The 26276-nt window shown below is 70.2% G+C and carries 21 protein-coding genes and 2 tRNA genes; 10 read left to right on the top strand and 13 right to left on the bottom strand.

What is annotated here, in order from left to right:
* Window position 1 precedes the first annotated feature (1 nt).
* On the bottom strand, window positions 2–1315 hold the full coding sequence (locus tag AAFX79_12730) for a hypothetical protein (protein ID MEO1009419.1): 1314 nt from the start codon (window positions 1313–1315) through the stop codon (window positions 2–4).
* A gap of 156 nt (window positions 1316–1471) precedes the next feature.
* Here AAFX79_12730 and AAFX79_12725 point away from each other — a divergent pair, with 156 nt between their 5' ends.
* The 6 genes from AAFX79_12725 (at window position 1472) to AAFX79_12700 (ending at window position 8347) form a co-directional block, all read left to right on the top strand.
* On the top strand, window positions 1472–1954 hold the full coding sequence (locus AAFX79_12725) for a DUF1844 domain-containing protein (GenBank protein ID MEO1009418.1): 483 nt from the start codon (window positions 1472–1474) through the stop codon (window positions 1952–1954).
* Between the two features lie 133 nt (window positions 1955–2087).
* Window positions 2088–3008 carry a hypothetical protein gene (locus AAFX79_12720; protein MEO1009417.1) on the top strand — a complete coding sequence of 307 codons (921 nt, stop codon included), beginning with the start codon at window positions 2088–2090 and terminating at the stop codon, window positions 3006–3008.
* Entirely contained in the window at window positions 3008–5020 is a 2013-nt protein-coding gene (gene sdhA, locus AAFX79_12715; GenBank protein ID MEO1009416.1) for a succinate dehydrogenase flavoprotein subunit, read from the top strand. The genes AAFX79_12720 and sdhA overlap by 1 nt, the downstream gene beginning before the upstream one ends.
* 24 nt (window positions 5021–5044) lie before the next feature.
* Window positions 5045–5848 carry a succinate dehydrogenase iron-sulfur subunit gene (gene sdhB / locus AAFX79_12710; protein MEO1009415.1) on the top strand — a complete coding sequence of 268 codons (804 nt, stop codon included), beginning with the start codon at window positions 5045–5047 and terminating at the stop codon, window positions 5846–5848.
* A 104-nt stretch (window positions 5849–5952) separates the two neighbouring features.
* The gene (locus AAFX79_12705; GenBank protein ID MEO1009414.1) at window positions 5953–6759 is read left to right on the top strand and encodes a peroxiredoxin-like family protein; all 807 of its coding nucleotides are present in this window, start codon (window positions 5953–5955) and stop codon (window positions 6757–6759) included.
* Between the two features lie 196 nt (window positions 6760–6955).
* Window positions 6956–8347: a hypothetical protein gene (locus tag AAFX79_12700; protein ID MEO1009413.1), complete on the top strand. Its 1392-nt coding sequence runs from the start codon at window positions 6956–6958 to the stop codon at window positions 8345–8347.
* A gap of 38 nt (window positions 8348–8385) precedes the next feature.
* On the opposite strand, the gene AAFX79_12695 is transcribed toward AAFX79_12700, so the two are convergent.
* A complete protein-coding gene (locus tag AAFX79_12695) occupies window positions 8386–8664 on the bottom strand; it encodes a hypothetical protein (protein ID MEO1009412.1) in 279 nt (92 codons plus the stop codon).
* 239 nt (window positions 8665–8903) lie between these two features.
* On the bottom strand, window positions 8904–9692 hold the full coding sequence (locus tag AAFX79_12690; GenBank protein ID MEO1009411.1) for an enoyl-ACP reductase: 789 nt from the start codon (window positions 9690–9692) through the stop codon (window positions 8904–8906).
* Window positions 9693–9825: 133 nt separating this feature from the next.
* Here AAFX79_12690 and nadC point away from each other — a divergent pair, with 133 nt between their 5' ends.
* Both nadC and AAFX79_12680 read left to right on the top strand, forming a co-directional pair.
* Complete coding sequence (nadC, locus tag AAFX79_12685; protein MEO1009410.1) at window positions 9826–10749, top strand: carboxylating nicotinate-nucleotide diphosphorylase; 924 nt, start codon at window positions 9826–9828, stop codon at window positions 10747–10749.
* Window positions 10746–11540 (top strand): biotin--[acetyl-CoA-carboxylase] ligase, encoded by a 795-nt coding sequence (locus tag AAFX79_12680; protein ID MEO1009409.1) that lies wholly within the window; start codon window positions 10746–10748, stop codon window positions 11538–11540. The genes nadC and AAFX79_12680 overlap by 4 nt, the downstream gene beginning before the upstream one ends.
* An 80-nt stretch (window positions 11541–11620) precedes the next feature.
* Here AAFX79_12680 and AAFX79_12675 read toward each other — a convergent pair whose 3' ends face one another.
* The 3 genes from AAFX79_12675 to AAFX79_12665 all read right to left on the bottom strand — a co-directional run bounded on the left by AAFX79_12675 (window position 11621) and on the right by AAFX79_12665 (window position 15864).
* Entirely contained in the window at window positions 11621–14470 is a 2850-nt protein-coding gene (locus AAFX79_12675; protein ID MEO1009408.1) for a sodium/proton-translocating pyrophosphatase, read from the bottom strand.
* A 139-nt stretch (window positions 14471–14609) separates the two neighbouring features.
* The gene (locus tag AAFX79_12670; protein ID MEO1009407.1) at window positions 14610–15473 is read right to left on the bottom strand and encodes a hypothetical protein; all 864 of its coding nucleotides are present in this window, start codon (window positions 15471–15473) and stop codon (window positions 14610–14612) included.
* 318 nt (window positions 15474–15791) lie between these two features.
* A tRNA-Lys gene (locus AAFX79_12665) sits at window positions 15792–15864 on the bottom strand.
* Between the two features lie 233 nt (window positions 15865–16097).
* Here AAFX79_12665 and AAFX79_12660 point away from each other — a divergent pair.
* Both AAFX79_12660 and AAFX79_12655 read left to right on the top strand, forming a co-directional pair.
* Window positions 16098–16580 (top strand): glycine zipper domain-containing protein, encoded by a 483-nt coding sequence (locus AAFX79_12660; protein MEO1009406.1) that lies wholly within the window; start codon window positions 16098–16100, stop codon window positions 16578–16580.
* A gap of 193 nt (window positions 16581–16773) precedes the next feature.
* Window positions 16774–17205, top strand: coding sequence for a hypothetical protein (locus tag AAFX79_12655; GenBank protein MEO1009405.1), 432 nt, complete (start codon window positions 16774–16776; stop codon window positions 17203–17205).
* Between the two features lie 24 nt (window positions 17206–17229).
* Here the strand turns inward: AAFX79_12655 and AAFX79_12650 are convergent.
* The 7 genes from AAFX79_12650 to AAFX79_12620 form a co-directional block, all read right to left on the bottom strand.
* A tRNA-Cys gene (locus tag AAFX79_12650) sits at window positions 17230–17314 on the bottom strand.
* Window positions 17315–17422: 108 nt separating this feature from the next.
* Window positions 17423–18400 carry a hypothetical protein gene (locus AAFX79_12645; protein ID MEO1009404.1) on the bottom strand — a complete coding sequence of 326 codons (978 nt, stop codon included), beginning with the start codon at window positions 18398–18400 and terminating at the stop codon, window positions 17423–17425.
* 35 nt (window positions 18401–18435) lie between these two features.
* On the bottom strand, window positions 18436–20109 hold the full coding sequence (locus tag AAFX79_12640) for an SPFH domain-containing protein (GenBank protein MEO1009403.1): 1674 nt from the start codon (window positions 20107–20109) through the stop codon (window positions 18436–18438).
* A 53-nt stretch (window positions 20110–20162) separates the two neighbouring features.
* Window positions 20163–20732: a hypothetical protein gene (locus AAFX79_12635; GenBank protein MEO1009402.1), complete on the bottom strand. Its 570-nt coding sequence runs from the start codon at window positions 20730–20732 to the stop codon at window positions 20163–20165.
* Between the two features lie 40 nt (window positions 20733–20772).
* Window positions 20773–23001: an amino acid carrier protein gene (locus AAFX79_12630; GenBank protein MEO1009401.1), complete on the bottom strand. Its 2229-nt coding sequence runs from the start codon at window positions 22999–23001 to the stop codon at window positions 20773–20775.
* Window positions 23002–23189: 188 nt separating this feature from the next.
* Entirely contained in the window at window positions 23190–24728 is a 1539-nt protein-coding gene (locus AAFX79_12625; protein ID MEO1009400.1) for a hypothetical protein, read from the bottom strand.
* A gap of 76 nt (window positions 24729–24804) precedes the next feature.
* On the bottom strand, window positions 24805–26238 hold the full coding sequence (locus AAFX79_12620) for a phosphomannomutase/phosphoglucomutase (protein ID MEO1009399.1): 1434 nt from the start codon (window positions 26236–26238) through the stop codon (window positions 24805–24807).
* Window positions 26239–26276: the final 38 nt, after the last annotated feature.

Genomic DNA, 26276 nt, shown 5'->3' with positions numbered 1-26276 from the left:
GTCAGGGCTCCGGGTAGAACCAGTCGGTGGCGACGCGGAGCAGCTCCAGCTCCATCGCCGACGTGTCGGAGACCCCCGCGCGTTCCTGGAGGTCGCGGAGCTGCCGGGCGTACTCGGCCAGGAACCGCTCGGCGCGGAGATCCTCGCGCAGCTCGCTCTGGGCTTCGGCCCAGGTCTTGAATCCCGGATCGAAGCTCTCGAGGTAGAGCCAGTTGGTGTCGCGGCCGTCATCGATCGGTCCGGCCCACTCGCCCGGCGTGAGGTCGCGGATCGCCTCGTTGATGGCATCGCTGCGGAAGAAGACGCCTTCCTCGAAGCGGCCCGAATAGCGGTGGTCTGCCCAGAGCCCGCCGGTGCTGCGGCGGGAGCGATTCGCGTCGTCGGTGGCAATATCGGCGAAGTCCTCGCCCCGCGCGAGCCGCGTCGCGATCCGCTCGATGCCCTGCGGATTGGAGTTGCGGACCTGGATCCAGCGGAGCGTCACCACCGCCTCGGGCGGATCCTGCACGTATTCGCGGATGTACCGCCGCTGCACGTCGCTGCGGGTGACGACGATGCCGCGGCGGATGCTCTCGGCGAATTGGCGGATGATCTGCTGGTTCTGCACGGTGCGAAGGTAGCCGCTGAGGGTCTCGCCGCCGCCGAGGTTTCGGACGCCCTGGGTCAGGCTGCCGCCGCTGCGCTGCGCCAGGTTCTCGCGGACCAGCCCGAGCCAGGCCCGCAGGCCAGCGCGTTCGGCGGGCGTGAACTGGGCCAGTCCCTCGGCGATCACCAGTTCGTTCTCGATGAACTGCGCGAGCCGCGGCTGGATGACCTGGGTCAGCGCGGCCTGCTGCCACTGTCGCCTGGGCACCAGCCGGCCCGTGCGTTGGTTGGTCGCCGGGTCGATCTCGTAGGCCCCGGCTTCGAGGCGGGAGGCCAGCGGGCGGAGGAATTCGGAGGCGAAGATCGGCTTGTTGTTCACCTCCCCGACCTTGACGTCCAGCAGCGTCGGCCGCGTCGAGGGGCCCGGCGCAACGATGGGCGGGAGCGGGCCGGCATCTTCGGTCGCGGGCGTATCGCCCTCTCCGGTCGCGAATCGGGCCGCGTCGATCGTCTCGACGACGATGGGTCGAGGCTGCGGCACGGCGGGCTGCCGCACCTGCTGGGTGCGCTCGGGGGCACCCACGAAGTCGGCGGGCGTCAGGGCGCCGGCGGGCCTCGTCGCCGTGCCGCCGCAGCCGGCGAGGACCGCCGCGATCATCGCGACGAACGCGGACGGGTGCAGGACGTGCGCCAGGACGGCTCGCGGATGCCCGGAGTGCCTCGGGGCCATGTCGGGGGACTCCCTCCGCCCGTGCCGCTCCATTAGTGGAAAGCAGCGTTGGGGCACAAATCGCCGACTCGGGCGAAGTATCATACCTGTCGCTTGCGGTGTCGCCGCATCGCCTCCGCGGGCGCATTCCGGCGTACGACCGCCGCAGGAGATCTCGTGAGCGACCAGGACCAGACGCCCAAGCTGATCATCGATTCCGACTGGAAATCCGAGGCCCAGGCGGAGAAGGAAAAGCTCTCCGCCAAGGCCAAGGAGGATGCCGGCAAGCGGGGCGCTCCGCAGGATCTGCCGCCCGCCGACGTGATCGGCATCGTCCAGATCCTCGCGTCGCAGGCCCTGACCTACATGGGTGCCTTCCCGGACCCCAAGACGGGGCGGGCCATGGTCGCGCTCGATCTGGCCCGCTTCCACATCGATCTGCTGGGCGTGCTCGAGGAAAAGACCAAGGGCAATCTGACCGACGAGGAGAATACGCTGGTGACCCAGACGGTTCACGAACTGCGCTTCCAATTCGTGGAGGTCAGCAAGGCCGTCGAGCAGGCCGTCCAGGAAGGACGAGCCCAGCACGTCGACCTGTCGCAGGTCGCCGGCAGCGAGCCACCCGCCCCGGGCACGCCGCCGGCCGGGTCGTCCGGCTGAATGCGGCGCGGCGGAGCCATCGGGATCCAGTCGGGCGTGTCCGGTTCTCGGATGAACTGGCACGCGACGGGGGTGGGCGAGCAAGTGAGGTGGCCAGCGCGAACACGGTGGCCCGCGACGAGGAGCAGCGCACGTGGCCAGTGAATCCGCCGAACACAAGCGCAGCAGCCCCGTCTCGGATCGGCTGCACTTCCTGCTCCGCCGGCTGCACTCGCTGACGGGCATCCTGCCCATCGGCGTGTTCCTGATCGCGCACCTGGTGACCAACTCGTCGCTCGCGTGGGGCCGCTTCGGCCTGCGGGGCAAGGGCGAGGGGCTCACCGTCGCCGAGGGCGGCGTCAAGTACTTCCAGCACGAAGTCACCTACATCAACGAGTCGGTGCCGCATCTGCTGCTGATCGAGATCACGCTGTGGGTGTCCATCGCGTTCCACAGCATCCTGGGCATCTACTACGCGACGACGGGCAGGGCCAACGTCGCCCGCTACGGCTACCAGGACAACTGGCGGTACACGCTGCAGCGGTGGAGCGGATACATCGGCATCCTGTTCGTCTTCTACCATGTGGCCACGCTGCGGTGGGGGTGGACGTGGCTGGTGCCGGGTGGCACCAAGTGGAGCCACAGCTTCTCGGCCTCGACGCTCGCGGCGGCCATCCAGGGCTCCCCCGAGGGCTGGACGCTGGCGGGCATCGGCGTCGCCGTGCTGTACATGCTGGGCGTAACCATGCTGGTGTTCCATTTCGCCAACGGCATGTGGACCGCCGCCATCACCTGGGGGCTGACGATCTCGGCCAACGCCCAGCGTCGCTGGGGCGTGGCCTGCGCCGGGCTGGGCGCCATGCTCATGCTGGCGGCGTGGTCGTCCCTCTTCGCGGCCATGACCCTCGACTACGGCGAGGCCCACGCCGTCGAGCGGGAGCTGTACGTCGAGGACCACGGCGAGGCGGAGTACGAGGGCTACATCCAGAAGAAGGGCATCCCCAAGCCGGCCGAGAGCGTCCGGCCCGAGGAGCCCGAGGGCGTCTTGACGGCCCTGCGAACGGAGGCAAACTGATGCAGCAGCAACGCGTCATCGTCGTTGGCGGCGGGCTCGCGGGCCTCGCGGCGGTCGTGCGGATCGCCGAGGCGGGCATCCCGGTCGACCTGTTCAGCATGGTGCCCGTCAAGCGGAGCCACAGCGTCTGCGCACAGGGCGGCATCAACGCCTGCAACGAGGTTGCGAGGCAGCAGGGCTATAGCGAGTACCAGCACTTCGACGAGACCATCTACGGCGGCGACTACCTGGCCGACCAGGGCCCCGTGCTCGAGATGGCCAACTTCGCGCCCAAGGTCATCGACCTGCTCGACCGCATGGGCGTGCCCTTCAACCGCACCGGCGAGGGCCAGCGCGACCTTCGGCTTTTCGGCGGCAGCCTGTTCAAGCGGACGCACTTCGCCGGCGCGACCACCGGGCAGCAGCTGCTCTACGCCCTTGACGAGCAGACGCGGCGGCACGAGGCCGCCGGGCTCGTCAAGAAGTACGAGTTCTGGGAGTTCCTCTGGCCGGTCATCGAGGGTGAGGTCCACGGGCTGGAGGGAGACGGCCGCTGCGTGGGCATCGTGGCCCAGGACATGCGGACCATGCAGATCCGGGCCTTCCGCGGGGCGGCGGTCGTCATGGCCACCGGCGGCTGCGGCCTGGTCTTCGGCAAGAGCACCAACAGCGTCATCTGCACCGGCGGCGCCGCCAGTCGCTGCTACCAGGCCGGCGCGTGGTACGGCAACGGCGAGATGATCCAGGTGCACCCCACGGCCATCCCGGGTGCCGACAAGTGCCGCCTCATGAGCGAGAGTGCGCGGGGCGAGGGCGGCCGCGTCTGGGTGCCCCAGAAGAAGGGCGACGATCGCACGCCAGCCGACATTCCCGAGAACGAGCGGTGGTACTTCCTCGAGGAGCGATACCCCAAGTACGGCAATCTCGTGCCCCGCGACATCGCCACCCGCGAGATCTTCGACGTCTGCGTCAACGATGGCATGGGCATCGGCGGGCAGAACCAGGTCTACCTCGACCTGACGCACAAGGACCCCGAGTACCTCACCCGCAAGCTCGGCGGCATCATGGAGATCTACGAGAAGTTCGCCGGCGAGGATCCCCGCCACGCGCCCATGCGCATCTTCCCGGCGGTCCACTACTCGATGGGCGGCGTGTGGACCCAGTTCACCCCGGGCACCTACGAGCCCGAGCAGCCCTGGCACGAGCACAAGCCGGGCATGGCCCCGCCGATCGATAGCGAGGTCGGCCGGGGCATGCGTGTCGGCGCGCCCAACAACATGATGACCAACATCCCGGGGCTGTACGCCTTTGGCGAGGTCAACTTTGCGTTCCACGGCGCGACGCGGCTGGGCGCCAACGCGCTGCTGAGCTGCATCTTCGACGGCCTCTTCTCGGGCCAGAGCGTGGCCAGCTACGTCACGCAGGAGAGCCCGGCCGAGCGGCCCATCGACCAGGTCGACCAGTCGATCTACGACCACGTCGTCCAGCAGGAGCAGGCCAAGGTCGATCGCCTGCTCGATACCGTCGAGGGCGCCGAGCCCGCCGACGACACCAATCCGTACCTCATCGGCCGCGAGATGGGCCAGGAGATGGAGGCGGCCTGCACCGTCGTCAAGACCGATCAGCGCCTGCGGCAGTGCCTCGACAAGCTGGCCGAACTCCGCGAACGCTACGGCCGGGCCCGCCTGCCCGACCCGGCGGCGTGGACCAACCAGTCGCTCAGCTACAGCCGCGCCGTGGGCGACATGCTGATCCTCGCCGAGATGATCGCCAAGTGCAGCCTGCTGCGGGAGGAGAGCCGGGGATCGCACTACAGGCTCGATTTCCCCGATCGCGACGACGAGCGCTTCCTGAAGACCACGGTGGCGGCCTTCGATGCGACCAAGGGCGGCGTCGAGCAGCATTCGGTCGAGTACAGGCCGGTGCAGACCGATCTCGTGAAGCCACGTCCGAGGACCTACGGCAAGGTCGAGAAGGAGCCGGCCGAGCCGGCGGGAGCGGCCTCGCGGGGTGCCGAACCAGTCAGTGCGTAGCCCGCTTGAATCCGAGGAGTTCGCATGATCGCATCGAACCAGGCCGTCCAGGGCCGCACCGTCCGCTTCAAGATCAAGCGGTGCGACGGACCCGGCAAGGCCAGCTACTGGCAGAGCTTCGACGTGCCCATCGAGCCGGGCTCGAACATCATCTCGTGCCTGCAGTGGATCGCCGCCCACCCGACGACCGTGGATGGCGAGAAGACGACGCCGGTCGTCTGGGATTCGGGCTGCCTCGAGGAGGTCTGCGGCGCTTGCACCATGGTCATCAACGGCCGCGTCCGCCAGTCGTGCTCGGCCCTCATCGACGTGATCGCGCCCGGGGACGGCGACGTCGTGACGCTCGAGCCCATGACCAAGTTCCCGGTCATTCGGGACCTGTGGGTCGACCGCGAGCGCGTGTTCCACAACCTCAAGCGGGTCAAGGCCTGGGTGCCCATCGACGGCACGTACAACCTGGGCTCGGGCCCCAAGGAGGCCCCCGAGAAGCAGGGCACCCGCTACGTCCTGTCGACGTGCATGTCCTGCGGCTGCTGCCTGGAGGCCTGCCCGCAATTCAACCTCGAGGAAGACGAGGCCGACTGGGACACCGCCTTCATCGGTGCCCACGCCATCAGCCAGGCGCGGCTCTTCAACGAGCACGAGACCGGCAAGCAGCTCAAGGGCGAGCGTCTCGACGCCCTCATGGGGCCGGGCGGCGTGAGCGACTGCGGCAACGCCCAGAACTGCGTCAAGGTCTGCCCCAAGCACATCCCGCTGACCGAGTCCATCTCCGCCATGGGCCGCTCGGTAACCCTCCACGCGATTGCGTCCTGGTTCCGGCGATAGATCCCCGGCGCGTCCTCCCGGCGAGCGCGTCGCGGCGAAATCACGGATCGCGGAATGCTCCGGTGGCCGCGTGCGTTCGTCGTGTTTCCAGAGGAGGACCATCCATGAGAACCGCTTTGCCCATCTCGGTCGCTGCGATCGCCGCCGCCGGCCTGCTGACGGCCTGCGATCAGCAGGCCGAGGAATCCACCGGCCCCACCACGCCGACCCAGAGTTCTTCCCAGGAGGCCCCCGTGAGCCAGGACGCCCAGACCACATCCGCGACCACGCTGTCCGTCTCGCTCGAAGAGCAGAAGGCCAAGTCCGCCGGCTACCTGCCCGACGACGTCAAGGTCCTGTATGCCGACGGCATCCAAGCGGTCGTCGACTCGGGCGTCGTGGGCCAGGCCAAGAGCGTCGGCGATGAGGCCCCGGGCTTCTCGCTCGCGAATCAGAGCGGCGAGGACGTGACGCTTGCCGGGCTGCTCGGCGAAGGTCCCGTCGTCCTGCTGTGGTACCGTGGCGGCTGGTGCCCCTACTGCAATCTCACCCTGAAGGCCTACCAGGATCGCCTCGACGAGATCAACGAGCTCGGCGCGACGCTCGTGGCGATCACGCCGGAGGTGCCCGATCAGTCGCTGAGCACCGCCGAGAAGAACGAGCTGGGCTTCCAGGTGCTCAGCGATCCGGGCAACGCCGTCGCCCGTGCCTACGGGGTGGTCTTCGAGCTGACCGAGGGCGTGCACGCAAACTACGAGCAGGCCTTCGGCCTGCACGCGCACAACGGCGACGAGTCGGGCGAACTGCCTCTGGCGGCGACCTACGTCATCGACCGCGACGGCGCGATCCGCTGGGCGTTCCTCGATGCCGATTACCGGAACCGCGCCGAGCCGCAGGACGTCGTCGACGCGCTGGGCTCCCTCGGCGGGTGATCGCCCGGCCCGAAGCGGGTAACCAGCCGGGTAACTACGCGGGGATCTGGGCGCCGCCGCACCAGACGGCACAGGCCCGTCCGGCGGCCCGCGATGCCGAGCGCGGCGACCGCGGGCCGCCGCCGGTTCCACCGCCTGCCGATAGACCGCCTGCCAGCGGGCCGGCCGATCGCCGGAGGCGGCGGGAGGCGAGAGCATGGTGGATGTGCGGGACGGACGCTCCTTTCGATCGGTCGGCGAGGGCGGCGTGGGCGGGCTCGCCTGGGCCGTCGGCGTGTGCTCGGTGGTGCTCACGGCGTGGGTGCTCGGGGCGGGCTGGCTGGCCGCCGGCGTGCTCGGGCTGCCCGCGGGCCTGTGGATCATCCTCGGCGTGCTCGGCGGGCGGTGGCTGATCAACGGCCCGCTTCTTGATCAAGGCGTAGAGAGCGTCCGACGGAGCAGCGAGGACCAGCCGCCCCGGATCGGCGTCGTGCTGGCGGGCGCGACCGAGCGGGTCGCCTCCGTCGCCGAACGCGTGCTCGACGCCGCGGCGCCCGACGGCGAGAACACGGGGGGCACGCCGGGCGAGGCCTTCCGCCGGCCGCTGCGCATCGGCGTCGCCGCGGACGCCGATACGCAGCACGCTCTCGAGCGGACCAGCGGGGCGCTGCCGGCCGACTTCGTGCCCGTCCGCGGGCCGCAGACCCTCGACGGGCCCTTCTGGCGGTCAACGGGGCTGGACGGCATCATCGAGCAGGCCGAGCGCGGCGGGCCGCTGCGGCTGCACATCGCCGTCCGGGATGGCAAGCCGGCGGCCTGGCGGGACTGGGCCAGCCCGCTGCCCCGCAGCTATGCGGGCCTGTTCCCGATCCGCTTCGACCCCGAGCGAGTGACGCTCGCCGACGTGCAATGGTCCGCCGATGAGTCGGTCGAATTGGTCCGCGCGACCGCGGAGGTCGCGGCGTTGCTGGGCCGGCACCCCGCGAGGCTCGGCCGGACCGATCGCTGGCGGGGCCGGCCGCCCCTGGCGCTGCTGCTGGGCACGCGGATGGTGTCCGATCCTGCGCTCGATGCCGCGATGGCGAACCTGCTGGCCGTCCTCGAGGCGGCGGGCCCCGAGGCCGCCGGCGCCCCGATGATGCGCGCCCTGGCGAGCTACCTCGCGCTGCCGGCGTGCGGCCTCGAGCCCGGCGCACGGGGTGCGGCCGCCCGGCTCATCGGCCGGCTCGACGCCCCCGAGGGAGAGACGCTGCTGCGGGCGTCCGCCGCCGCGTTCGCCAGCGGGCGGGACGTGCTGGGCTACGACCTGCTGCTCACCGGCCACCAGCACATCGCCCGGGGCGGCTCGCACGACGACGGCGAGACGCTCGAGTTCGCGCTCTCGGACATCGCGTTCAATCGCGAGGGCGGCGAGGTCTTCGGCCGCGTGGCCGCCGGCATCGCCTTCGCCACGGCGCTGGTCGAGCCCGAGCGGGTGCCCTACGTGCTCGACGACCTGCGGGACGAGATCGCCTCGGCGCCCTGGCTGCAGAGCAACCCCGACGAGCAGGAGGGCCTGCTGCGGGTGATCGAGGCGCTCTCGCAGCCCGGCCTACGGGCCGCGGCCTAGCCGCCAAGCTACGCAAGGGTTGGGTTTCGAGATAGCGCTCAGCCCTCGACGTCGATCAGCGTGCCGGTGTCGCCGTCCTCGCGGTGCTTGTTGGGCTGCTGCTCGTGCTGCGGGCGTCGCTGGTCGTCGGTGGCCGTGTCCGTGGCCCGCACGGCCTCGGCGCTGAGCACCACCATGTCGGTCGCCTGCCGCGTGGCCGAGGCCTCGCGGGCGCGGTCGCTGCGGCGTGCGGATTCCTGCACGGTGCGGGCCCGGTCGGAGGCGGCCGCCGTCGAGGCCAGCACCGTCGCCGAATTGGCGGCGGAGAAGCTGCTCATGGTCTGAATATCGGCAACGCCGGCGGCCCGGCTCCATCAATTACCGAAGAAAAACCGATCAGATATCGGCGGCAGCCATCCAGGTTGCAGGCTCCACACAGGCCCGAGGGCATGCCCCGGCCCAGAATCGATCCCGATGCCGCGTGTGCGTCCGCCTAGGCCCGCCGGACTCACTCCGGCGCGGCCGTACGAGGGCGAGTGAGCGGCCGGCGGGCGGCTACGGGGCGCTCCAAGCGGCTCTACACGCCGATGGTGTTGACGCCGCAGTCGACGTAGACGTTCTCGCCGGTGACGCCCGCGCTGAGGTCGCTGGCAAGCCAGACGGCGGTGTTGCCCACGTCGCCGCCCTCGACGTTCCGCTTGAGCGGGGCCCGCTCGAGGTTGTGCTCGGTGATGCGATCGGTGCCACCGACGGCCGACGACGCGAGCGTGCGGAGGTAGCCGCCCGAGATGGTGTTCACGCGGACGCCCGCGCCGCCCAGGTCGGCCGCTAGGTAGCGTGCGGTGGCCTCGAGCGTCGCCTTCGCGACGCCCATGACGTTGTACCCCGGCACGACCTTCTCCGCGCCGTAGTAGCTCATGGCCATCACCGAGCTCGAGCCCGCGGCGGCGAGCGCACCGCGGCATCGCCGCGCCAGGCCCAGCAGCGTATAGGCCGAGATGTCGATGGCCTGCAGGAAGGCCTGCCGCGGCGTCTCGACGAACGCGCCGGGGGAGAGGTACTCGCGGTCGGCGAAGGCGATGGAGTGCACCAGCACGTGCATCGCGTCGTGCCGCTGCTCGAAGGCCGCGACTGCGGCGTCGATGTCCTCGTCGCTGCCCGCGTCCATGGGCGCAACGAGCGGCTCGCCTACGCCGGGCAGCGCCTCGACGGCCCGCTGCGTCCGACGCTGATTCTTCTCGCCCGGCAGGCTGGTGAAGGCGCACGTGGCGCCGTGCTCGAGCAGGGCGCGGGCGATGTGCCACGCGTACGACCGCTCGTTAGCGATGCCGACGATCAGCGCCGTCTTGCCGTCCAGCAGGCCCATGGAACCTCCATCAATCGCTGCGAGCGGTACGCGTCGCGGGGGGGACGCGGGTCGACGCCGCGGCCGCTCGTCGAAGGGCGAGTGTACGCCCCGAGTCGGCCATCCCCGCGGCTCCGTCGCCGTACGATCGCCGATGGCCGAGAAGCCCGCGAATGCGTCGATGAAGGAGGTCTACCAGGAGATCGTGCGGCCCGCGCTGGTCCGCCGGCTGGTGGAACTCTGCCGCGACGAGGATCTCGGTCCCGACGGCGTCGACATCACCTCCTCGGTCATGGTCGACGCCGACGAGCGGTGCGATGCCTGGCTGGTGGCCCGCGAGCCGGGCGTCGTGGCGGGGCTCGAGGTCGTCGGTGCCGTGCTCGACGAATTGGCGCCCGCCACGCTCTTCCGCGAGGTTATGAGCGACGGTACCACGATCGAGGCGGGCACCCGGCTGGGGGCGCTGCTCGGGCCCAAGCGGGAGATCCTGGCGGCCGAGCGGACGCTGCTGAACGTCATCGGGCGGCTGAGCGGCATCGCGACCGAGACCGCCCGCTATGTGCGCGCGGTCGAGGGCACGGCCGCCCGAATTGTTGATACCCGAAAGACCTCGCCCGGCATGCGGGTGCTCGAGAAGTACGCCGTCCGCTGCGGGGGGGGGCACGGCCATCGCCTGGGGCTGCACGACGCGGCGCTCATCAAGGACAACCACCTGGCCGGCCTCTCGGCGGGCGGCCTGGCCGCCGCCGTGGCCGACGCGGCGAGGGTGGCCCGCGAGCGGCACTCGCCGGCCTTCGTCATGGTCGAGGTCGACACGCTCGAGCAGCTCGACGAGGTCCTCACGCTCGATGCCGGCGTGGTGGACATCGTGCTGCTGGACAACATGGATGCCGCCGCGATGCGCGACGCGGTCTCGCGTCGCGACGCCAGCGCCGCGAAGCCCCAGCTCGAGGCCTCGGGCGGCGTCAGCCTGGAGACCGTCGCCGAGATTGCGCGGACCGGCGTCGAGCGGATCGCGGTGGGGGCCATCACCCACCACGCCGATTGGCTCGACGTGGGGCTGGACGTCGCGGGGTGATCGCGAGCGCACGGTGGCGGGAGAGCCTGGCCCGCGCGGTCGATGGCCTGCTCGCCGGCGACGGCCCCTTCGATCGGCTGCACGCCGCGGGCGAGGTCGCGTCGACGCAGGACGAGGCGCGGACGTTCGCGTGCGGGCGGCCCGGGCTCGTCGTCGTGGCCGAGCGGCAGATCGCCGGCCGCGGCCGCCAGCAGCGGGCGTGGCACGACGCTCCCGACGCAAGCCTCGCGATGAGCGTGTGCGTGCCGCCGAGGACGGCCGCCGGGCTGTCCATCGCGGTGGGGCTGGGCGTCCGCAACGGCCTCCAGGAGCTGGTGTCCGGCGTGCCGCTCGGGCTGCGATGGCCCAACGATGTCGTTGAGCGCCCGCGCCGCGATTCCGGGCCGGGCCGCAAGCTCGCCGGCGTGCTGATCGAGGCCGCCGGCGGCGTCGCGATCGTCGGTATCGGGGTCAACGTCGGGCACGCGGGCGGCGACTGGCCGCCGGACCTCGCCGGCGTCGCGGTCTCGCTCCGCCAGCTCGGCGGCGATGCCACGCGGCCCGATGCCGCCGCGGCCGTGCTGCGGGGCATCGCGGCAAGCCTGGCGCTCGGCGAGGACGCGCTCCGCCGCGCCTGGCGGGAGCACGGCACGCTGCTGCACCAGCGCTGCGAGTTCCTCGTCGACGGACGGCCAGTGCGTGGACTCGTCGCGGACATCGATGCGCAGTGGCGATTGGTGCTGGAGCGCGAAGACGGTGCGCGGGCCCGCATCGACGCGGCGCACGCGCACCTGGTCTCGCCGCGCCCCTAGGGCCGCCGGGTGTACTCCGGCGCGGCCGTACCACAGCGAGTGTGCGGCCAGATGGTCGCTACGGAGCGCTCAAAGACGTTCTAGCTCAGGCCGAGCGCTGCGCCGATGTCGGGCGCGAACTTGACGACCACGCCCGCGAACACGACCGCCACCGACGACAGCAGCTTGATGAGGATGTTCAGCGACGGACCGGAGGTGTCCTTGAATGGATCGCCCACGGTGTCGCCGACGACGGTCGCCTTGTGGTCGTCGCTGCCCTTGCCGTAGATGTAGTCCTCGCCGTGGCCGGCCTCGACCATCTCTTCGGCCCGCTTCATCAGGTCGCCTCGGATCTCGGCGGGGATCTTCTCGCGGGCCGATGCATCGTTGATGGCCTGCGTTGCGGTGATGCGGCCGTAGCTCTCCAGGAGCTTCTTGGCGTTGTCCCACGCGCCGCCGGCGTTGGCCATGAAGACGGCGACGGCGAAGCCGGTGATCAGGCCGCCGGCCAGCAGCCCCATCACGCCGCTCACGCCCAGCACCAGGCCCGTGCCCACGGGCACGAGGATGGCGAGCAGGCTGGGCAGCACCATCTCCTTGAGGGCGCCATTGGTGGCGATGGTCACGCACTTGGCGTAATCGGGGAACGTGCCGGCGGGCCCCTCCATCTCGGTGGGCCACTGCTCGGGGTCGTCGATGACCTCCTCGCTCGCGCCCTTGCCGCGCAGGATGGTCCGCATCTCGGCGAACTGCCGGCGGCACTCCTGCATCATGATGTTGGCGGCGCGGCCGACGGCGTCCATCGTCAAGGCGCAGAAAAGGAACGTGAGCATCACGCCGATGAACAGCCCGCCCAGCAGCGTGGGGCTGGTCATCGAGACGTTGTAGAACGTCAGGATGTCCGAGATCGTGATCTGCCCGGTCGCGACGGCGCGGATCTCGACGCGGTGGAAGTGGTCGCCGTGGCTCGTGCGGCCGATGAGCGTCAGGTCGCGGGCGGTCTCGAGATCGCCGTCCCATTGAACGACGAACTCCTGCCCGCGCTCGATCGTCGATAGGAAGCCGCCCGAGCCGAAGTGGCCGCGCTCGGCGATGTCGTCGAACTGGAAGGTATCCAGGATGATCGCCCCGCCCGTGTAGTCGCGGGCCTCGCCGGTCTCGGTGTCGGCCTCGTAGTAATCGATGGAGTAGAGCCCGAAGCGGCGGTTGCCCTCGTACACGGCCGTCGCGCTCGCCGATGGCCCGGCGTCGGCGACCAGGGCGGCCTGCTCCCGTGCGAACTTGGTCGTCTGCTTGTCGACGTGGTACTGGACGACCTGCACGTAGGCGGCCAGCAGCGCGAGCGCCGTCAGCGCCGCCGACCCGATGGCGAAGCCCTTGCCCGTGGCCGCCGTCGTGTTGCCGATGGAATCCAGCAGGTCGGTCCGCTCGCGGACCTCGGGGGGCTGGCCGCTCATCTCGGCGTTGCCGCCGGCATTGTCGGCGATCGGGCCGTAGGCGTCGGTCGCCAGCGTGATGCCGAGCGTCGCCAGCATGCCGACGGCGGCGATGCCCACGCCGTAGAGGCCCATCAGCAGGTTCTCGTTGCCGCCGCTGAAGCCGAAGGCCAGCAGGATGGCCACGACCACGGCGCCGATGCACAGCCAGGTGCTCTTCATGCCCTCGGCGATGCCCGAGATGATGACGGTGGCGGGTCCGGTGATGGCCTGCCGCGCGATCCGCCTCGTGGGCGGGTGCTCGTAGCTCGTGCAGTACTCGGTCCACCAGGCGATGACCAGGCCGCTGATCAGGCCCGAACAGATCGACAGGCCGAACTGCCACCACGCCACGCCGAGGGTGTTGCCGTCCTCGGGGTCGCGGCCGACCAGCAGGTAGGGCACCGCGAAGGCGGCCAGGACGAGGATGGCCGACGCGAGCCACACGCCCGTGTGCAGGCTCTTGAGCAGCTCCTTGAAGCCCGCGTCCTCCTTGGTGCGGACGGCGAAGACGCCGATGATCGATGCCAGGATGCCGACGCCGGCGAGCGCGATGGGCAGCGTGCCGACCTTCATCGCCAGGTCGAAGCCGCCCGGCTCGCCTCGCAGCAGCGTGACGCTGAACGCCGCCGACACGCCCAGGGCGATGGCGGCGATGATGCTCGAGTAGTAGCTCTCGTACAGGTCGGCGCCCATGCCCGCGACGTCGCCGACGTTGTCGCCCACGTTGTCGGCGATGGTCGCCGGGTTGCGGGCGTCGTCCTCGGGGATGCCGGCCTCGACCTTGCCGACGAGGTCGGCGCCCACGTCGGCGGCCTTGGTGAAGATGCCGCCGCCCACGCGGGCGAAGAGCGCCTGCAGCGAGGCGCCCATCTTGAAGGAGATCAGCACCGTGACCATCGCGGTCAGCAGGCTCTCGCGGTTGTCGTCCTCGCCCAGGCTGAACATGCCCAGCTGGTCGCCGAAGCCGATGAAGAAGAAGTACCAGAAGCTCAGGTCGAGGATGGCCAGCCCAACGCACGTCAGGCCCATCACCGCGCCCGAGCGGAAGGCGACGGTGAGGCCACCGTTGAGGCTCGTCTTGCACGCCGTCGCGGTGCGGGCGCTGGCGTTGGTGGCCATCCGCATGCCGAACCAGCCCGCCAGGCCGCTCAGGAAGCCGGCGATGGGCACGCCGACCATCGCCCAGACGGGCTCGAGCTCGGCGTAGACCATCAAGGCCAGCACGAGCACCAGGGCCACGAAGACCAGCCCGACCACCTTGTACTGGCTCTTGAGGTAGGCCATCGCCCCCTCGCGGACGGCCTGGGCGATCCGGACCGTGTCGCCCTCGCCCTCCGACCGCGACATGACGCTCGAACGCAGGTAGGCCGCGGTCACCAGGGCGGCCACGCCCGCGACCGGCGCCACGTAGTAGGGCGGGGGGATGTCGCCGATGGAGGCGAGCGTGACGGGTGCGAACGAATCCACTGGCATCGGCGGCCCCTCCACAAGGCTCAGAGAAAGGGCCGATCATAGATGGCACGGCCGCCGGGGCCGAGCCTTCGCGGGTTTTGTCGCCCCGAATCCGGCCCGGATCCCGCCGCCGGCGGGCCGCGCCGGACGGGATGGACACCTACCCCGCGGCGGTCTGGTCGTCGACCGGCCAGAAGCGGGCGTCCAGGTCCTCGAGCGCGTCGATGATGGCGGCCGACGCGGCCCTCCCGGAGAGGTCCATCGCGTTCGGCCCGCTGAGGATGCTGCTGCGCGCGGTGCTCTGGCTGCCGCTGCCGGCGTGGCTTCCGCCGCGACCGCTCGCATCGCTGCGCCCGGTCTGTGATTCCCGCACGGCCCGGCCGTATCCCGTCGCGATGAGCCGGTCGGTGCCGTGTTCATAGAATCGTACACGGACCTCTACCGCGAGCTGCTCCACGTCGACCTCGCTGCTCGCCGAGCCGCCATGGGCGCCAGAAGACCCCTGGCCTTGGCGGCTCTCGCTGGATTCCTGGAAACTCAGGCTGGTGACCGCGACGCGTGCATAGGCATCGCATCGCTCGGCACCGCCCGGATCATCGACGACGACCACGGGCCGATAGCTGTCCATCCGATCCCCGAACGACTGGCCCACGACGACCGCGAGCACCGCCTCGGCAAGAGCGTTGCGGAGGGCCTCGTCGGCCGAGCCCGACAAGCGTCCGATGCTCACCTGCACCTGCTCCTCGGCGGACTCGATGTACACGTGCAGCGGCTCGAGCCCCGCTCGCTCGTGTGCCGCCGGGGAGATGTCCACCTCGCGCTTCTCGACGTTGCCGGCGAGCGCGATGGTCTCTTCGTCCGCCCCGCTGCTCGAAGAGCCGCTCAACGCCGAGTGCATGGCGCCCATCGCATCGCCGGCAGCCGAGACCACGGCCTCGGTCGCCGACTGGATCGCGGCGCATCCGGCTATGGCCGGGACGCAGATGATCAAGCCGGCACGCACCATCGTCGATCGTCCGCTCATCTCGTCGTGCCCTCGTGGTTTCGCGGGTCCAGAGCGCTGCGCGTCCACGGCAAGTGCATGGACGCCGCACAGCATGCCACGGACGAGGCCGGAGCAGCCGCGGAAAGAACCAGAAGCAACGAAGAAAGAGCAGAATGTGGCTTCGACGACGCCGAGATCGCGAGCCGGCATCACCCGATCTGGGGGTCGCTTTGGCCCGCGAGCCCAACGCGTCGGGTGCGGTCCGAGCGAGTGAGCAAGACGATGGCGGCCGAGGTGCTCGCGGAGCGCGAGGCTCTCGTGGGCAGGCGTGGTCGCCACGCCGCCGACCATGGCGAATACCCCCCACAGGACTCGAACCTGTAACCCGCTGATTAAGAGTCAGCTGCTCTACCAATTGAGCTAGGGAGGCGTCGTTGTCATTGTATCCGCCGGATCGTGGCCCCGGCCAGCCGCCGGAACGAGCGTCCCCTGAACCCGCCCTGCTGCCCCTCGGTGGCCTCTAGGGCCCTCCAGAGGGCCCACGGGCGGCTCGGCGAGACCGGAAACCCGATCGGAAGGCCGTAAAAAAGTCTTGCAAAGCTAGTTAGCGTCAGCTAAGCTGTGCCGGACAGCCGATCCCAAGACATCCCAGGGAGCATGCACATGGCGACGCTTATAAACGCAAGGCGATTCTCGATAAAGGCGACCCTGGCCGCCCTCGTGTGCGTGCCGCTCGCCGTCTCCTCGGGCTGCAGCAACGGCCCCGAGGGGGCCTTCAGCGGCGCGGCGCTGGGCAGCCTGATCGGCTTCGGCCTCGGCTCGCTCACGGGCGATGCCGGCAAGGGCGCCGCCGCGGGCGCTCTGATCGGCGCGGGCGCTGGTGCGACGATCGGCGACCAGAACCGCCGCGCCGATCGCCGCGGCTACTCGACCTCGCGGCACCACGACACCGTGATCGTCTCGCCGCCCCGGACCAAGACGGTGGTGGTCGAGCGGCCGGTGCGGGAGACGGTGGTTATCGAGGAGCCGGTCCGCGAGACCGTGATCATCGAGAAGCCCGTGACCCGGACGATCATCATCGAGAAGGAGTCGCACCGGCACACGCGGCACTATCACCGGTGGTACCGCAAGGGGTGCGACTGGTAGCGGTGCGGCCGGTCCGGCTGCCGCTGGATCCCGCGACGGTGCGGACCAGTATCTTCTTGCTTGTGTGTTCGGTGGTGCTGGTGCCCATCGTGAGCATCGCGGGCAGCGGTGGTGCCGCGGCCTCCGCGACCGCAGACGCATCGCATCCCATGCCGCGAGCGCGCTACGCGCTCGCCTCCGCATCACGCGACGGATGACGCCCCAACCCGACCTCGTCGCGATTCACCGGCTGCGGGCGACGGACGAGGGAGGCGTGCTGGCGATCGGATCGCAGGGAGCTGCGTACCTCGCCGAGTCGCTCCGGCAGACCGCCCACGTCGTGTTTGACCGGTGGCCGCCCGGCGTCGATCGCCGGTCGCTGCGGCCGAACCCGACGTCGCTCGTCCGAGAGACGAAGCTCGACGAGGATCCCGCGTGGGAGTTCGTCGACTGGTCGACGCCGGGTTTTACCTTCGCCTTCCGTGCCGTCGACGACGACGGCGGTTTCCTGTGGTCGCGGCACGTCGACCAGCCGCCGTTGCTCGGCGAGGGCCATGTTGTCTCGCTCGACGGGGATGGCGCCGCACGTGCGTGCGTCGCCTGGGCGTCGACGGTCTACGAGATCGAGGTGCGGCACCCCGAGTAGCGGGAGCCGCAAGGGCGATCGGAGAGGGCGCGGTGGGATTCGAACCCACGATTGGCTTTCGCCAAACGGATTTGCAATCCGCCCCATTAGTCCACTCTGGCACACGCCCGGGGCTGCCCGGCGCGTCATCCGCCGGGTAGGGATTATTGCGGGCTTGCGACAGCGGGGTAGGCGGCGGGGCGAGAGCAGCCCGAAATCGGCCGGTGGCCGCCCTCCTCTAGCGGACGCGGGCGGTGGCGGCCGACGCACGCGGGATCTGGTCCTCATCGATGGGCTGCACGATGGTCTTGACCAGCATCATCTGGCCCATGTCCATCTGTTGCCCGCCGTCGAGGATCTTGATCGAGATCGTGGTGCTCTGCGTCATCGTTGCCTCGGCCGCGAGGCTGCCCAGCGCGACGAACGTCTGCCCGGCACCGGCGCCCGACACCGAATCGAGCGACGCTCGTGCACCCGGAGGCATGCCGTCGATGTCGAGTTCTTGCGGCTCGGCGGAGAACTCGATCGCGGACTCGATCTGGAGCCGGCCATCGTCGAGGGTGCTCACCAGCCGGTGATGGGTGTCGCTCTGCATGGCGATGCCCTTGGCGCCACGGGGCTGGACGACGGTCCACGCGCCGCCGGCGCCGATCGGATCGGCCGGCAGCATGGGGAAGGCCGCCTGCAACGCCTCGGCCAGCTGGACTTCGAGGCCGGGCAGCTGCTGGGGGCTCGATCCCCAGCCCTCCATCCGAGCGTCGGTGATCTGCCCCGTCGTGCTCATGGCGAACGCGAGCGCCGCGCCGCGGAAGGCGGCCAGCTGCTCGCCCATGGCGTTCCGCAGCGCGGGCTCCACGCCCTTTCGGTCGCGCACGCCCGCGTAGGCGATCGTGGCGCGGATGTCGGCACCATCTTCGGAGACCGCGACGGGCTCGATGGCCAGGATGTACTCGAGCGTGGGGTGCGGCCCGCCCGCCTGATCGAAGCCCATGTCCACGTGCGACTCGACCTCCAGGACGATCCGCAGGTGCGCCGTCGCGCCCTGCTCGAAGCGGTAGCGCACGGGCTGCGGATCCTGCCCGGGCTGCAGCACGGAGATCTGGGTCGCGTCGGTCTGGGATGCCTGCGTCGGAGCCTGGCCATGGCTCGCATCCTGGGCGTGCGCGCCGCATGCCAGCGTCCACGCCACCGCGAGGAAGGTCCGGAAAGTCGACATGGGATCGTGCTCCGACGGGGCCGATGAACCGCTCGCTACGTCGCGGCGGGCTCATCGCCTGCATCGGGCTGATCGGGATCGGACTTGTGGTCGCGGGGTCCGGGTGCGTGGGGTCGGGGCTCGTGCTGCACGCGTCCCAGGGCGCTCGGCAGCTCGATGCCGGCCTGCCTGGCCAGCTCGTGCACGGGCGGAAGCGAGCCAATCAAGCCCGCCAGGAAGTCGCTGGTGGCGCCGCCCACGCCGTCCTTGCCCTCGATGGTGCCGCCCGGTCGCCCGCCGCCGCGGCCCGAATCCCACACGGTGATCTTGTCGATCCGCAGGTTCTGGATGGCCTTGACCTGCTGGGCGACCAGCTCGGGCAGCTGCTCGATGAGCAGCAGCGTGGGGGCCACCTGCGGGTTGTCGGCGGCGGCGGCCATCAGCTTGCGGTAGCCCTCGGCCTTGGCCTCGAGCACCTTCTGCACGCCCTCGGCCTCGGCCTGGTAGCGGGCGAGCACCGCGTCGGCCTCGCCCCGCGCCTCGCGGCGCTGCTTCTCGGCCTCCGCCTCGGCGGCGATCTCGATCCGTTGCTTCTCGATCTCCTGGGGCGCCAGCTCCTCCTTGGCGAGGCGGGCGAGCTCCTGCTCGCGCTCGGCCCGCAGGATGGCCTCCTGCGCCTCGGCCTCGGCGACGTCGGCGCGGCGGGTCGATTCGGCGCGTACCTCGGCAAGCTTGGCGTTGTACTCGGCGATCTGCCCCTGGCTGGTGTTCTCGCCCTCGACCGCGCGGGCCTCGGCGTCGGCCACCGCGACGCGCTGCTGCTGCTCGGCCCGCTTGCTGGCGGCGGCCGTCTCGGCGGTCCGCTCGGCGACGGCGATGTCCTGGTCGCGGCGGGCCTCGGCCTCGCCCGACACGGCCTCGGCCTCCTGCTGGCTCACCGCGACGCGCATCTGGCGTTCGGCCGACTTCTCGCCCTCGGTGGCTGCGGCCTGCTCCTGCGCGACGCTCACGGCCTTCTCGCGGTTGGCGATGGCCTCGCCCGTCGCGCCGTCGCGGTCGGCTTGGGCGACCTCGACCTTGGCCTTGTTGATCGCGTCGGCGGCGGCCCGCTGGCCGATGGCGCGGATGTAGCCGCTCTCGTCGGTGATGTCGCGGATGTTCACGTTGATCAGCTCGAGGCCGATCTTGTTGATCTCCTGGGTGACGTTCTCGCGGATCAGGCTCTCGAACTTCTCGCGATCCTTGTTGATCTCCTCGATCGACAGCGTCGCGATCACGAGGCGCAGCTGGCCCAGGATGATGTCCTGCGCCAGCTCGCGGATCGCCTGCGGGGGCTTGCCCAGCAGGTTCTCGGCGGCGGCCTCCATGAGCACCGAATCGGGCGAGACGCGGACGGTGAACGTCGCGGGCACGTTCACGCGGATGTTGTTGAGCGACAGCGCCCCCTCCAGGGGGATGTCGATCACGAGGGGCTCGAGGCTCATATAGGCGTGCTGCTGCACGACCGGCAGCACGATCTTCAGGCCGCCGTTGTAGCACTTGCGGCCGCCGCGGCCGGCCTGGCCCCAGATCACCAGCACGCGGTTGGGCGGGCACCGCTGCACGCGGCTGGCGAGGAACCAGATGACGATGAGCGAGACGAAGAGGGCGATGCCGATCGCCACGAAGAGCAGGACCGCCGACGCGCCGCCGATGCCCCCCGAAGAACTCGCTAGCACGCCCCCGAGCATGGCCCGTCTCCTCCGCGGCTTGCGCCGCTCGCCGCCCCATCAATCGTCGCAGGCTACGCCGGCTCGACCACCAGCGTGTTGTTCTCCCGGTCCACCCGCGCCACCCGCACGCTGGCGTTGGTACGGAGCGACTCGCCGCCGGCCTGCACGGCGTCGAACTCCCGCCGCCGCCCGTCGATGACCAGCGACACGGCGCCGCGGCCCTCGTCGGCGGGCGGCACGACCACCGTGACGCTGCCGGTCAGGCCGATGGCGCCGGCGATCGAGATGTTGCCCGAGCGCTGCATCTTGTAGAGCTGGGCCATGAGCCACGCCGCCAGCCAGCCCACCCCGACGCCCGAGGCGAGCGCGATGAGCGAGGCGACTAGGAAGCTGGCGTCCGCCACGCGGTAGGCGACGATGCCCATCCAGCCCGCGCCCACGAAGAACGCGGCGATGGTCTGCAGGCTGAGCAGGCGGATGTCGCCCGCGCCGCCGACGTCGCCCGCCAGGTCCACGTCCCCGTCGAGGTCCAGATCGCCGCCGAGCTCGCCCAGCACGATCTGGATGACGAACAGGCCGGTCCCGAAGAGCGCCGGCACGCTGAACCATGCTCCACCGTCGGCGAACAGCCAGTCCAGCATGCCGGGTCCTCCCTCGGCGCCTCAGTCCGGGTCGATCGGCCTAGGCGCCGCCCGGGCCCGCGGGTCCGCCCGGTCCGCCAGTATTCGGGCCGTCCGGATCGAACCAGCCGTCCTTGAGCTTGCGGATGTAGGTGTGGTACGCCTTCATCGCCTGGAATCCGAAGATCCACATGATCGGGATGTTGACCACCAGCATGGCGCCGAGGCCCAGCGTGGTCCACATGTCGAGCTGCTGATCGGTCTTGATGAAACCGATCGTCGAGACGGCGATGAGCACGCAGTACACCACGCGGTACACGTTGACCGCCGTCTTGCCGGCGGTATCCGTGCCGAACAGGTAGATGATGCCCTGCTCGCCGTAGTACGACCACGAGATCATGGTCGAGATCGCGAACAGCCACGACGCGACCACGATGAGCAGCCCGCCCATGCTCAGGCCCGCGATGGGGCTCCAGCCGTCGAACGCGCGATCGAAGGCGTGCGCCGTCAACGCCGCGCTCGGATAGTCGTGGTACACCTCGCGGCTCACCAACTCGTAGCGGATGGGCTCGTCGACCAGGTCGTTGCCCTGGTCGTCCGTGCGATAGGTCGCGTTGAGCGTCCCCCACTCGATGAACAGCTCGCTGCGGCGGAGGGGTTCAACCGGTTCCGCGGCCGCGACGTCCGATGTCTCGGGCTCGGACCCGAGTTCGGATTCCGGCTCGGACTCGGGTGGATCGGCATCCTGTTCGCCCGCGGGCGGCTCGGCCTCGCCCAGCCCCAGTTCGTCGAGGATGTCGCCGCCGGTCTCGGCCGCTTCGTCGAGGGCTCCGCCCAGGGCGTCCTGCGCTCCCTCGGCCGCTTCTGCTAGCGCCGCGGCCGCGTCGTCGATCGGATCTCCCCCGGCGTCATCGGTTCCGGGTGCCGACGCCGCGTCACCATCGCCGTCCTCCGAGGGTTCGGTTGCTTGCGGATCGCGGACGGTGCCGTCGATGCGGACGAAGTTCTTGGCCTCCAGGCCTCGGTTGTTGGCGGCGAGCCACTCGCGGTCCTCCTCGATCGGCCGCAGGATCATGAACACGCTGTCGTTGGCGTTCCAGCCCGAGGATCCCTCCGCGACCATCGAGATGCGTCGGGCGTCCTCGGTCTTGAAGGGCAGGTTGCCGTCGCTCTCGAGGGTCCAGCCGGCATCGGACTGCACGACCCGCACGCCGTCCTCGGGCAGGATGGTCTCGCCCTCGCGGTTCCAGGCGTCCGTCGACAGGATGACCAGCGCGGTGACGGTGCAGACGACGATGGTATCGATGAAGGGCTCCAGCCCCGCGACCACGCCCTCGCGGACGGGCTCGTCGCATCGAGCGGCGGAGTGGGCGATGGGGGCCGAGCCCTGGCCGGCCTCGGAGCTGAACAGCGCCCGCTTGACGCCCCACAGCACCGCCATGCCGAACGAGCCGCCCAGGAAGGCGCCGGCGGGGTTCGAGTCGCCGATGCCGAGGCCCTCGCGGATGATGAGCATGACCATCTCGGGGATGACCGTGACGTTCATGCCGAGCACCGTCACGCCGACGGCGAAGTAGAGCACGCACATGAAGGGCACCAGCAGGCCCGCGACGCGGCCGATGCTCTTGATGCCGCCGACGATGACGGCCAGGACGATGATCGCCAGGGCGATGCCGATCGCGAGCGTCTCGGCGTTGAAGTTCTCCTCGACGGGGATCTGGGACACGCCGGGGACGTCGAAGTACTTGGAGGTAACCTCGGCGACGTTCCAGGCCTGGAACATGTTGCCGCCGGTGATGGCCGAGAGGATGAGCGTCAGGCAGAACAGCCCGCCGAAGGTCGCGCCGAGCTTGCCACCGTGCTTCTTGAAGAGGGTGTCGACGACGAACATCGGACCGCCGTGGGGGTTCTCGGGGTCATCGATGTTGCGGTGCAGCATCGACTGGGTGACCTCGGTCATCTTGAGGGACATGCCCAGCACGCCGATGATCCACATCCAGAAGACGGCGCCGGGTCCGCCGATGGCGACCGCCGTCGCCACGCCGCCGATGTTGCCCAGGCCGACGGTGGCCGAGAGCGCCGCGGAGAGCGCCTGGAAGTGGCTGATGGCGCCGGGGTCGCCCTTCTTGTCGAACTTGCCGCGGACCACCGCGACGCCGTGGGTCAGCGCCCGGTACTGGCCGAAGCCCGACCAGACGGTGAAGAGCACGCCGGTGGCCAGGAGCACGTAGACCGTGACATTCGAGAAGAAGATGCCGTTGAGCCAGCCCACGACTTCGTTGATGTCCATGTGCGATCCTTTGGCGTGCGGGGCCGGCGGGCCCAGGAACAAACGGCGAACGGAGGCCTGCGCCCCGGTGCCCAGCATCTTCCCCTATTGCGGCTCGGAATGCAACCGCATCGGCCCGCGGGGCCGCCCGGGGCGTGCAGCATAGTGCATCGGCCCATCCCGGCCGGCCGGCTGCAAGATAGACGCCCCTAGGCCGGGCTGATCCCCCGGTAGAGCTGCTGCACGCGGTCGGCCTGCTGCTTGCGCACCTGGTCGAGCACCAGCCGGGGCACGCGCCACTCCTGCTGCTCGGCGGTCACGTTGGAGCAGTGCTCGGCCAGGCACTGGTAGATGAACTTGAAGGCATCCCGCGGCTGGTGCATCTGGTCGAGGGCGTCGACCACGTCGCGGATCGCGACGTCCTCGGCGAAGAGGTCCACCAGCGCGATGGGCTCGGCGCCGTCGGCGAGGCAGGCCTTCAGCCGGGCGTCGCACAGGTCGTAGAGCATCGCGCCGGTCCAGCTCAGGCGGTCGACGAGGTTCTGCTTATCGAGCCGGGCCTCCTGGAAGAAGGCATTGGATTCCCGGTATAGCGCGTGCCGCAATTCGATCGGCAGCAGCATCTTGACGCCCAGGCCGTCCATCTGCAGGAACTTGTTGCGGAGCATCGGCCAGACCACGGCCCGCATGGCCTCGGGGTTGCCGCTGATCAGCGAGGGTTCGTCCACGCGGTCCACGACCACGAGCACGCCGGTGAACCCGAAGGGCGCCAGGATTCGGCGGAGGCGCTCGGTCATCGCGTAGCGGGCGTCCTCGGAGTCGGTGAGGGGCAGTGACTGGCCATCGACCACCACCGGCTCGAGCTGCTCGAGCGAGGCGCCGTAGGAGCGATCGGTGCGAACGCTGACGCGGATCTGGCGGCGGAGCCTGCGGCCCATCCGACGCATCGAGGCCGGATCGATCAGCAGCCGCTTGGCGGCGACGCCGAGCCAGGCGATGAGCAGCACTCCGCTGAACGCGAGCCAGCCCTCCATGGGGATCGCCGACGACGCGAACAGCCCGAGCAGCGGCAGCAGCGGCAGCACCCATCCCGCGTACACCAGCAGGTCGAGCACACGCCGCCCGCCGCCCCGCGGCAGGCCCAGCAGCGTTCGGAGCCGCCCGGTCCGCAGGTCGGCCGACTCGGGCCGGTCGTACACGGTCTGCAGCAGCAGCAGGTCCCGCCGCGTGGACGCATCGAGCTTCCGCAGCCCGCGCTTGCCGCCGGGTGAGAGCTCCAGGGCGTCGGGCCCGCCGGTCTGCAGCACGCCGTCGACCAGCCGGGGCACGACCCACAGCAGCATCGCGTCGATGTGGTCGACCAGCCGGAAGAGCCGCAGCGATTCGAGCGGGTCGGCCTTGCCGCTGCGGGCGTGGAAGCGATCGATCACGCCGTTGAGATCGTCGTAGGGGATCAGCAGGATGCGATCGTCGGGGCGGTCCTTGTTGCGTTCGCGGAGCTGGGCCTCGATCTGCAGCCGCAACGCGGTCTTGCCGCTGCCCTTCTCGCCGAAGACGATGGATGTCGAGGGCCGCGTGAGCTCGCCGAGGATCTTCTCGAAGTCGGAGTGGCGTGCGCCGGCGGGGGTGCGGCCGTTGACGCCGGGATGCAGCGCGAGCCTGGCGAGCACTGAGTCGTGCCGTGCCTCCTCGCCGCGAAAGGGATTCTCCGAGATCTTCCAGTGCTCGAAGAACTGGCCGAGGTTCATGCCGGACTCCCGCGGCGACGGTGCCGGCGGAGCCTAGCGGGAGCCGGGATGGCGATCCACGCGGCGATTCGTGTCGCTAATGGTCGACCCGCTTGCCGAGCAGCGGTGCGATGCGGTCCACGAGGCGGTTGAGCGTCTGGCGGTCGCTCGCCTCGCCGTTGAAGCGGAGCAGCGGCTCGGTGTTGCTCTTGCGGACGTTGATCCACCAGCCGTCCTCGTCGAAGCAATCGATGGTGACGCCGTCGAGGTTGTCGACGATGGCGGTCTCGCCGGCGATCTCTTCCTCTAGGTTGGCCAGCGCCTCGTCGGGCTCCTCGTTCTGGAAGTTGATCTCGCCCGACTGGGTGTACCGCGCGATCGGCTTGATGAGCTGCGAGAGGCTCTGGCGGCCCCGCAGCAGCAGCCCGAGCACGGTGGCCATCGCGATGGCGCCCGAGTCCGCGTTGTAGTTCTCGCTGAAGTAGAAGTGGCCCGAGAGCTCGCCGCCGAAGGCCGCCTTGTGCTCGGCCATCGCCTGCTTCATGAAGACGTGGCCCACGCGGCTGCGGACGGGCGTGCCGCCGGCGGCCTTCACGTCCTCGAGCACCGCCTTGCTCGATCGCAGGTCGTACACGATGGCGGCCCCGGGATTGCGGGCCAGTGCGTCCTTGGCGAGCAGCGCCGTCAGGTGGTCGCAGCCCACGATCTGGCCCTCGTCGTCGACCACCATGCAGCGGTCGGCGTCGCCGTCGTAGCAGAAGCCCACGTCGGCCTTGTGCTCGACGACGGCTTCCTGGGTCATCCGCATGTTGGACCGCACGAGCGGGTTGGGCGGATGCACGAACTCGCCGCTCGCGTTGTCGAAGTTCAGCTCGACGATCTCGATGCCGTCGCCGGCGTCGGCCAGCAGCTGCCCCTTGGGCCCGAACACCTGCGGGCACATCGTGCCGGCCATCGCATTGCTGGCGTCGACCACGACCCGCAGCGACCGCTTGCTCTTGCCGTCCAGCCGCATGCAGTGCCGCACGTGCTTGCCGTAGGGCCCCCACAGGTCTCGCTGCTCGACGCGGCCGGTGGGCGGATCGATGGTCCTGGGGTCGGCCATCGCGGCGTGCTTGCGGATGTCGGCCAGGCCCGTTTGCTCGCCGATGGGCTTGGCGCCCGGGCCGGCGATCTTGAAGCCGTTCCACTCCGGCGGGTTGTGGCTGGCGGTGACCATGATGCCGCCCGCGCAGCCCAGGTGGTTGACCGCGAAGTAGATCATCGGCGTGTCGACTAGGCCCAGGTCGATGACGCTGGCGCCCGAGCGGGTCAGCCCGTCGATGAGTTCCTCGGTGAGCTTGGGGCCGCTCTGCCGCATGTCGCGGCCGACGACGACTGTCCGCATCATCGGGGTCGTTTCGCCCGCGGCGGCGGCGATCTCGAGCAGGTGCCGCCCGGAGCCCACGCCGATCTGCCAGGCCATCCGATCGGTCAGCAGGTCGGGGTAGGTACCCCGGATGTCGTACGCCTTGAAAACCCGTCCGAGCATCGAAACTCCCGAAACAAGACACGCTCGCGCGAAACGGC

It is taken from the genome of Planctomycetota bacterium (genome assembly GCA_039819165.1).
GTDB lineage: Bacteria > Planctomycetota > Phycisphaerae > Phycisphaerales > UBA1924 > JAHCJI01.
The sequence above is the reverse complement of the archived record's forward strand: the minus strand, read 5'-3'. Positions and strand labels throughout refer to the sequence as shown.

Coding starts and splice junctions, on each gene's coding strand:
- AAFX79_12730 (MEO1009419.1), bottom strand. CDS start 1,315: ATGGCCCCGAGGCACTCCGGGCATCCGCGAGCCGTCCTGGCGCACGTC.
- sdhA (MEO1009416.1), top strand. CDS start 3,008: ATGCAGCAGCAACGCGTCATCGTCGTTGGCGGCGGGCTCGCGGGCCTC.
- sdhB (MEO1009415.1), top strand. CDS start 5,045: ATGATCGCATCGAACCAGGCCGTCCAGGGCCGCACCGTCCGCTTCAAG.
- AAFX79_12705 (MEO1009414.1), top strand. CDS start 5,953: ATGAGAACCGCTTTGCCCATCTCGGTCGCTGCGATCGCCGCCGCCGGC.
- AAFX79_12700 (MEO1009413.1), top strand. CDS start 6,956: ATGGTGGATGTGCGGGACGGACGCTCCTTTCGATCGGTCGGCGAGGGC.
- AAFX79_12695 (MEO1009412.1), bottom strand. CDS start 8,664: ATGAGCAGCTTCTCCGCCGCCAATTCGGCGACGGTGCTGGCCTCGACG.
- AAFX79_12690 (MEO1009411.1), bottom strand. CDS start 9,692: ATGGGCCTGCTGGACGGCAAGACGGCGCTGATCGTCGGCATCGCTAAC.
- nadC (MEO1009410.1), top strand. CDS start 9,826: ATGGCCGAGAAGCCCGCGAATGCGTCGATGAAGGAGGTCTACCAGGAG.
- AAFX79_12675 (MEO1009408.1), bottom strand. CDS start 14,470: ATGCCAGTGGATTCGTTCGCACCCGTCACGCTCGCCTCCATCGGCGAC.
- AAFX79_12670 (MEO1009407.1), bottom strand. CDS start 15,473: ATGAGCGGACGATCGACGATGGTGCGTGCCGGCTTGATCATCTGCGTC.
- AAFX79_12660 (MEO1009406.1), top strand. CDS start 16,098: ATGGCGACGCTTATAAACGCAAGGCGATTCTCGATAAAGGCGACCCTG.
- AAFX79_12655 (MEO1009405.1), top strand. CDS start 16,774: ATGACGCCCCAACCCGACCTCGTCGCGATTCACCGGCTGCGGGCGACG.
- AAFX79_12645 (MEO1009404.1), bottom strand. CDS start 18,400: ATGTCGACTTTCCGGACCTTCCTCGCGGTGGCGTGGACGCTGGCATGC.
- AAFX79_12640 (MEO1009403.1), bottom strand. CDS start 20,109: ATGCTCGGGGGCGTGCTAGCGAGTTCTTCGGGGGGCATCGGCGGCGCG.
- AAFX79_12635 (MEO1009402.1), bottom strand. CDS start 20,732: ATGCTGGACTGGCTGTTCGCCGACGGTGGAGCATGGTTCAGCGTGCCG.
- AAFX79_12630 (MEO1009401.1), bottom strand. CDS start 23,001: ATGGACATCAACGAAGTCGTGGGCTGGCTCAACGGCATCTTCTTCTCG.
- AAFX79_12625 (MEO1009400.1), bottom strand. CDS start 24,728: ATGAACCTCGGCCAGTTCTTCGAGCACTGGAAGATCTCGGAGAATCCC.
- AAFX79_12620 (MEO1009399.1), bottom strand. CDS start 26,238: ATGCTCGGACGGGTTTTCAAGGCGTACGACATCCGGGGTACCTACCCC.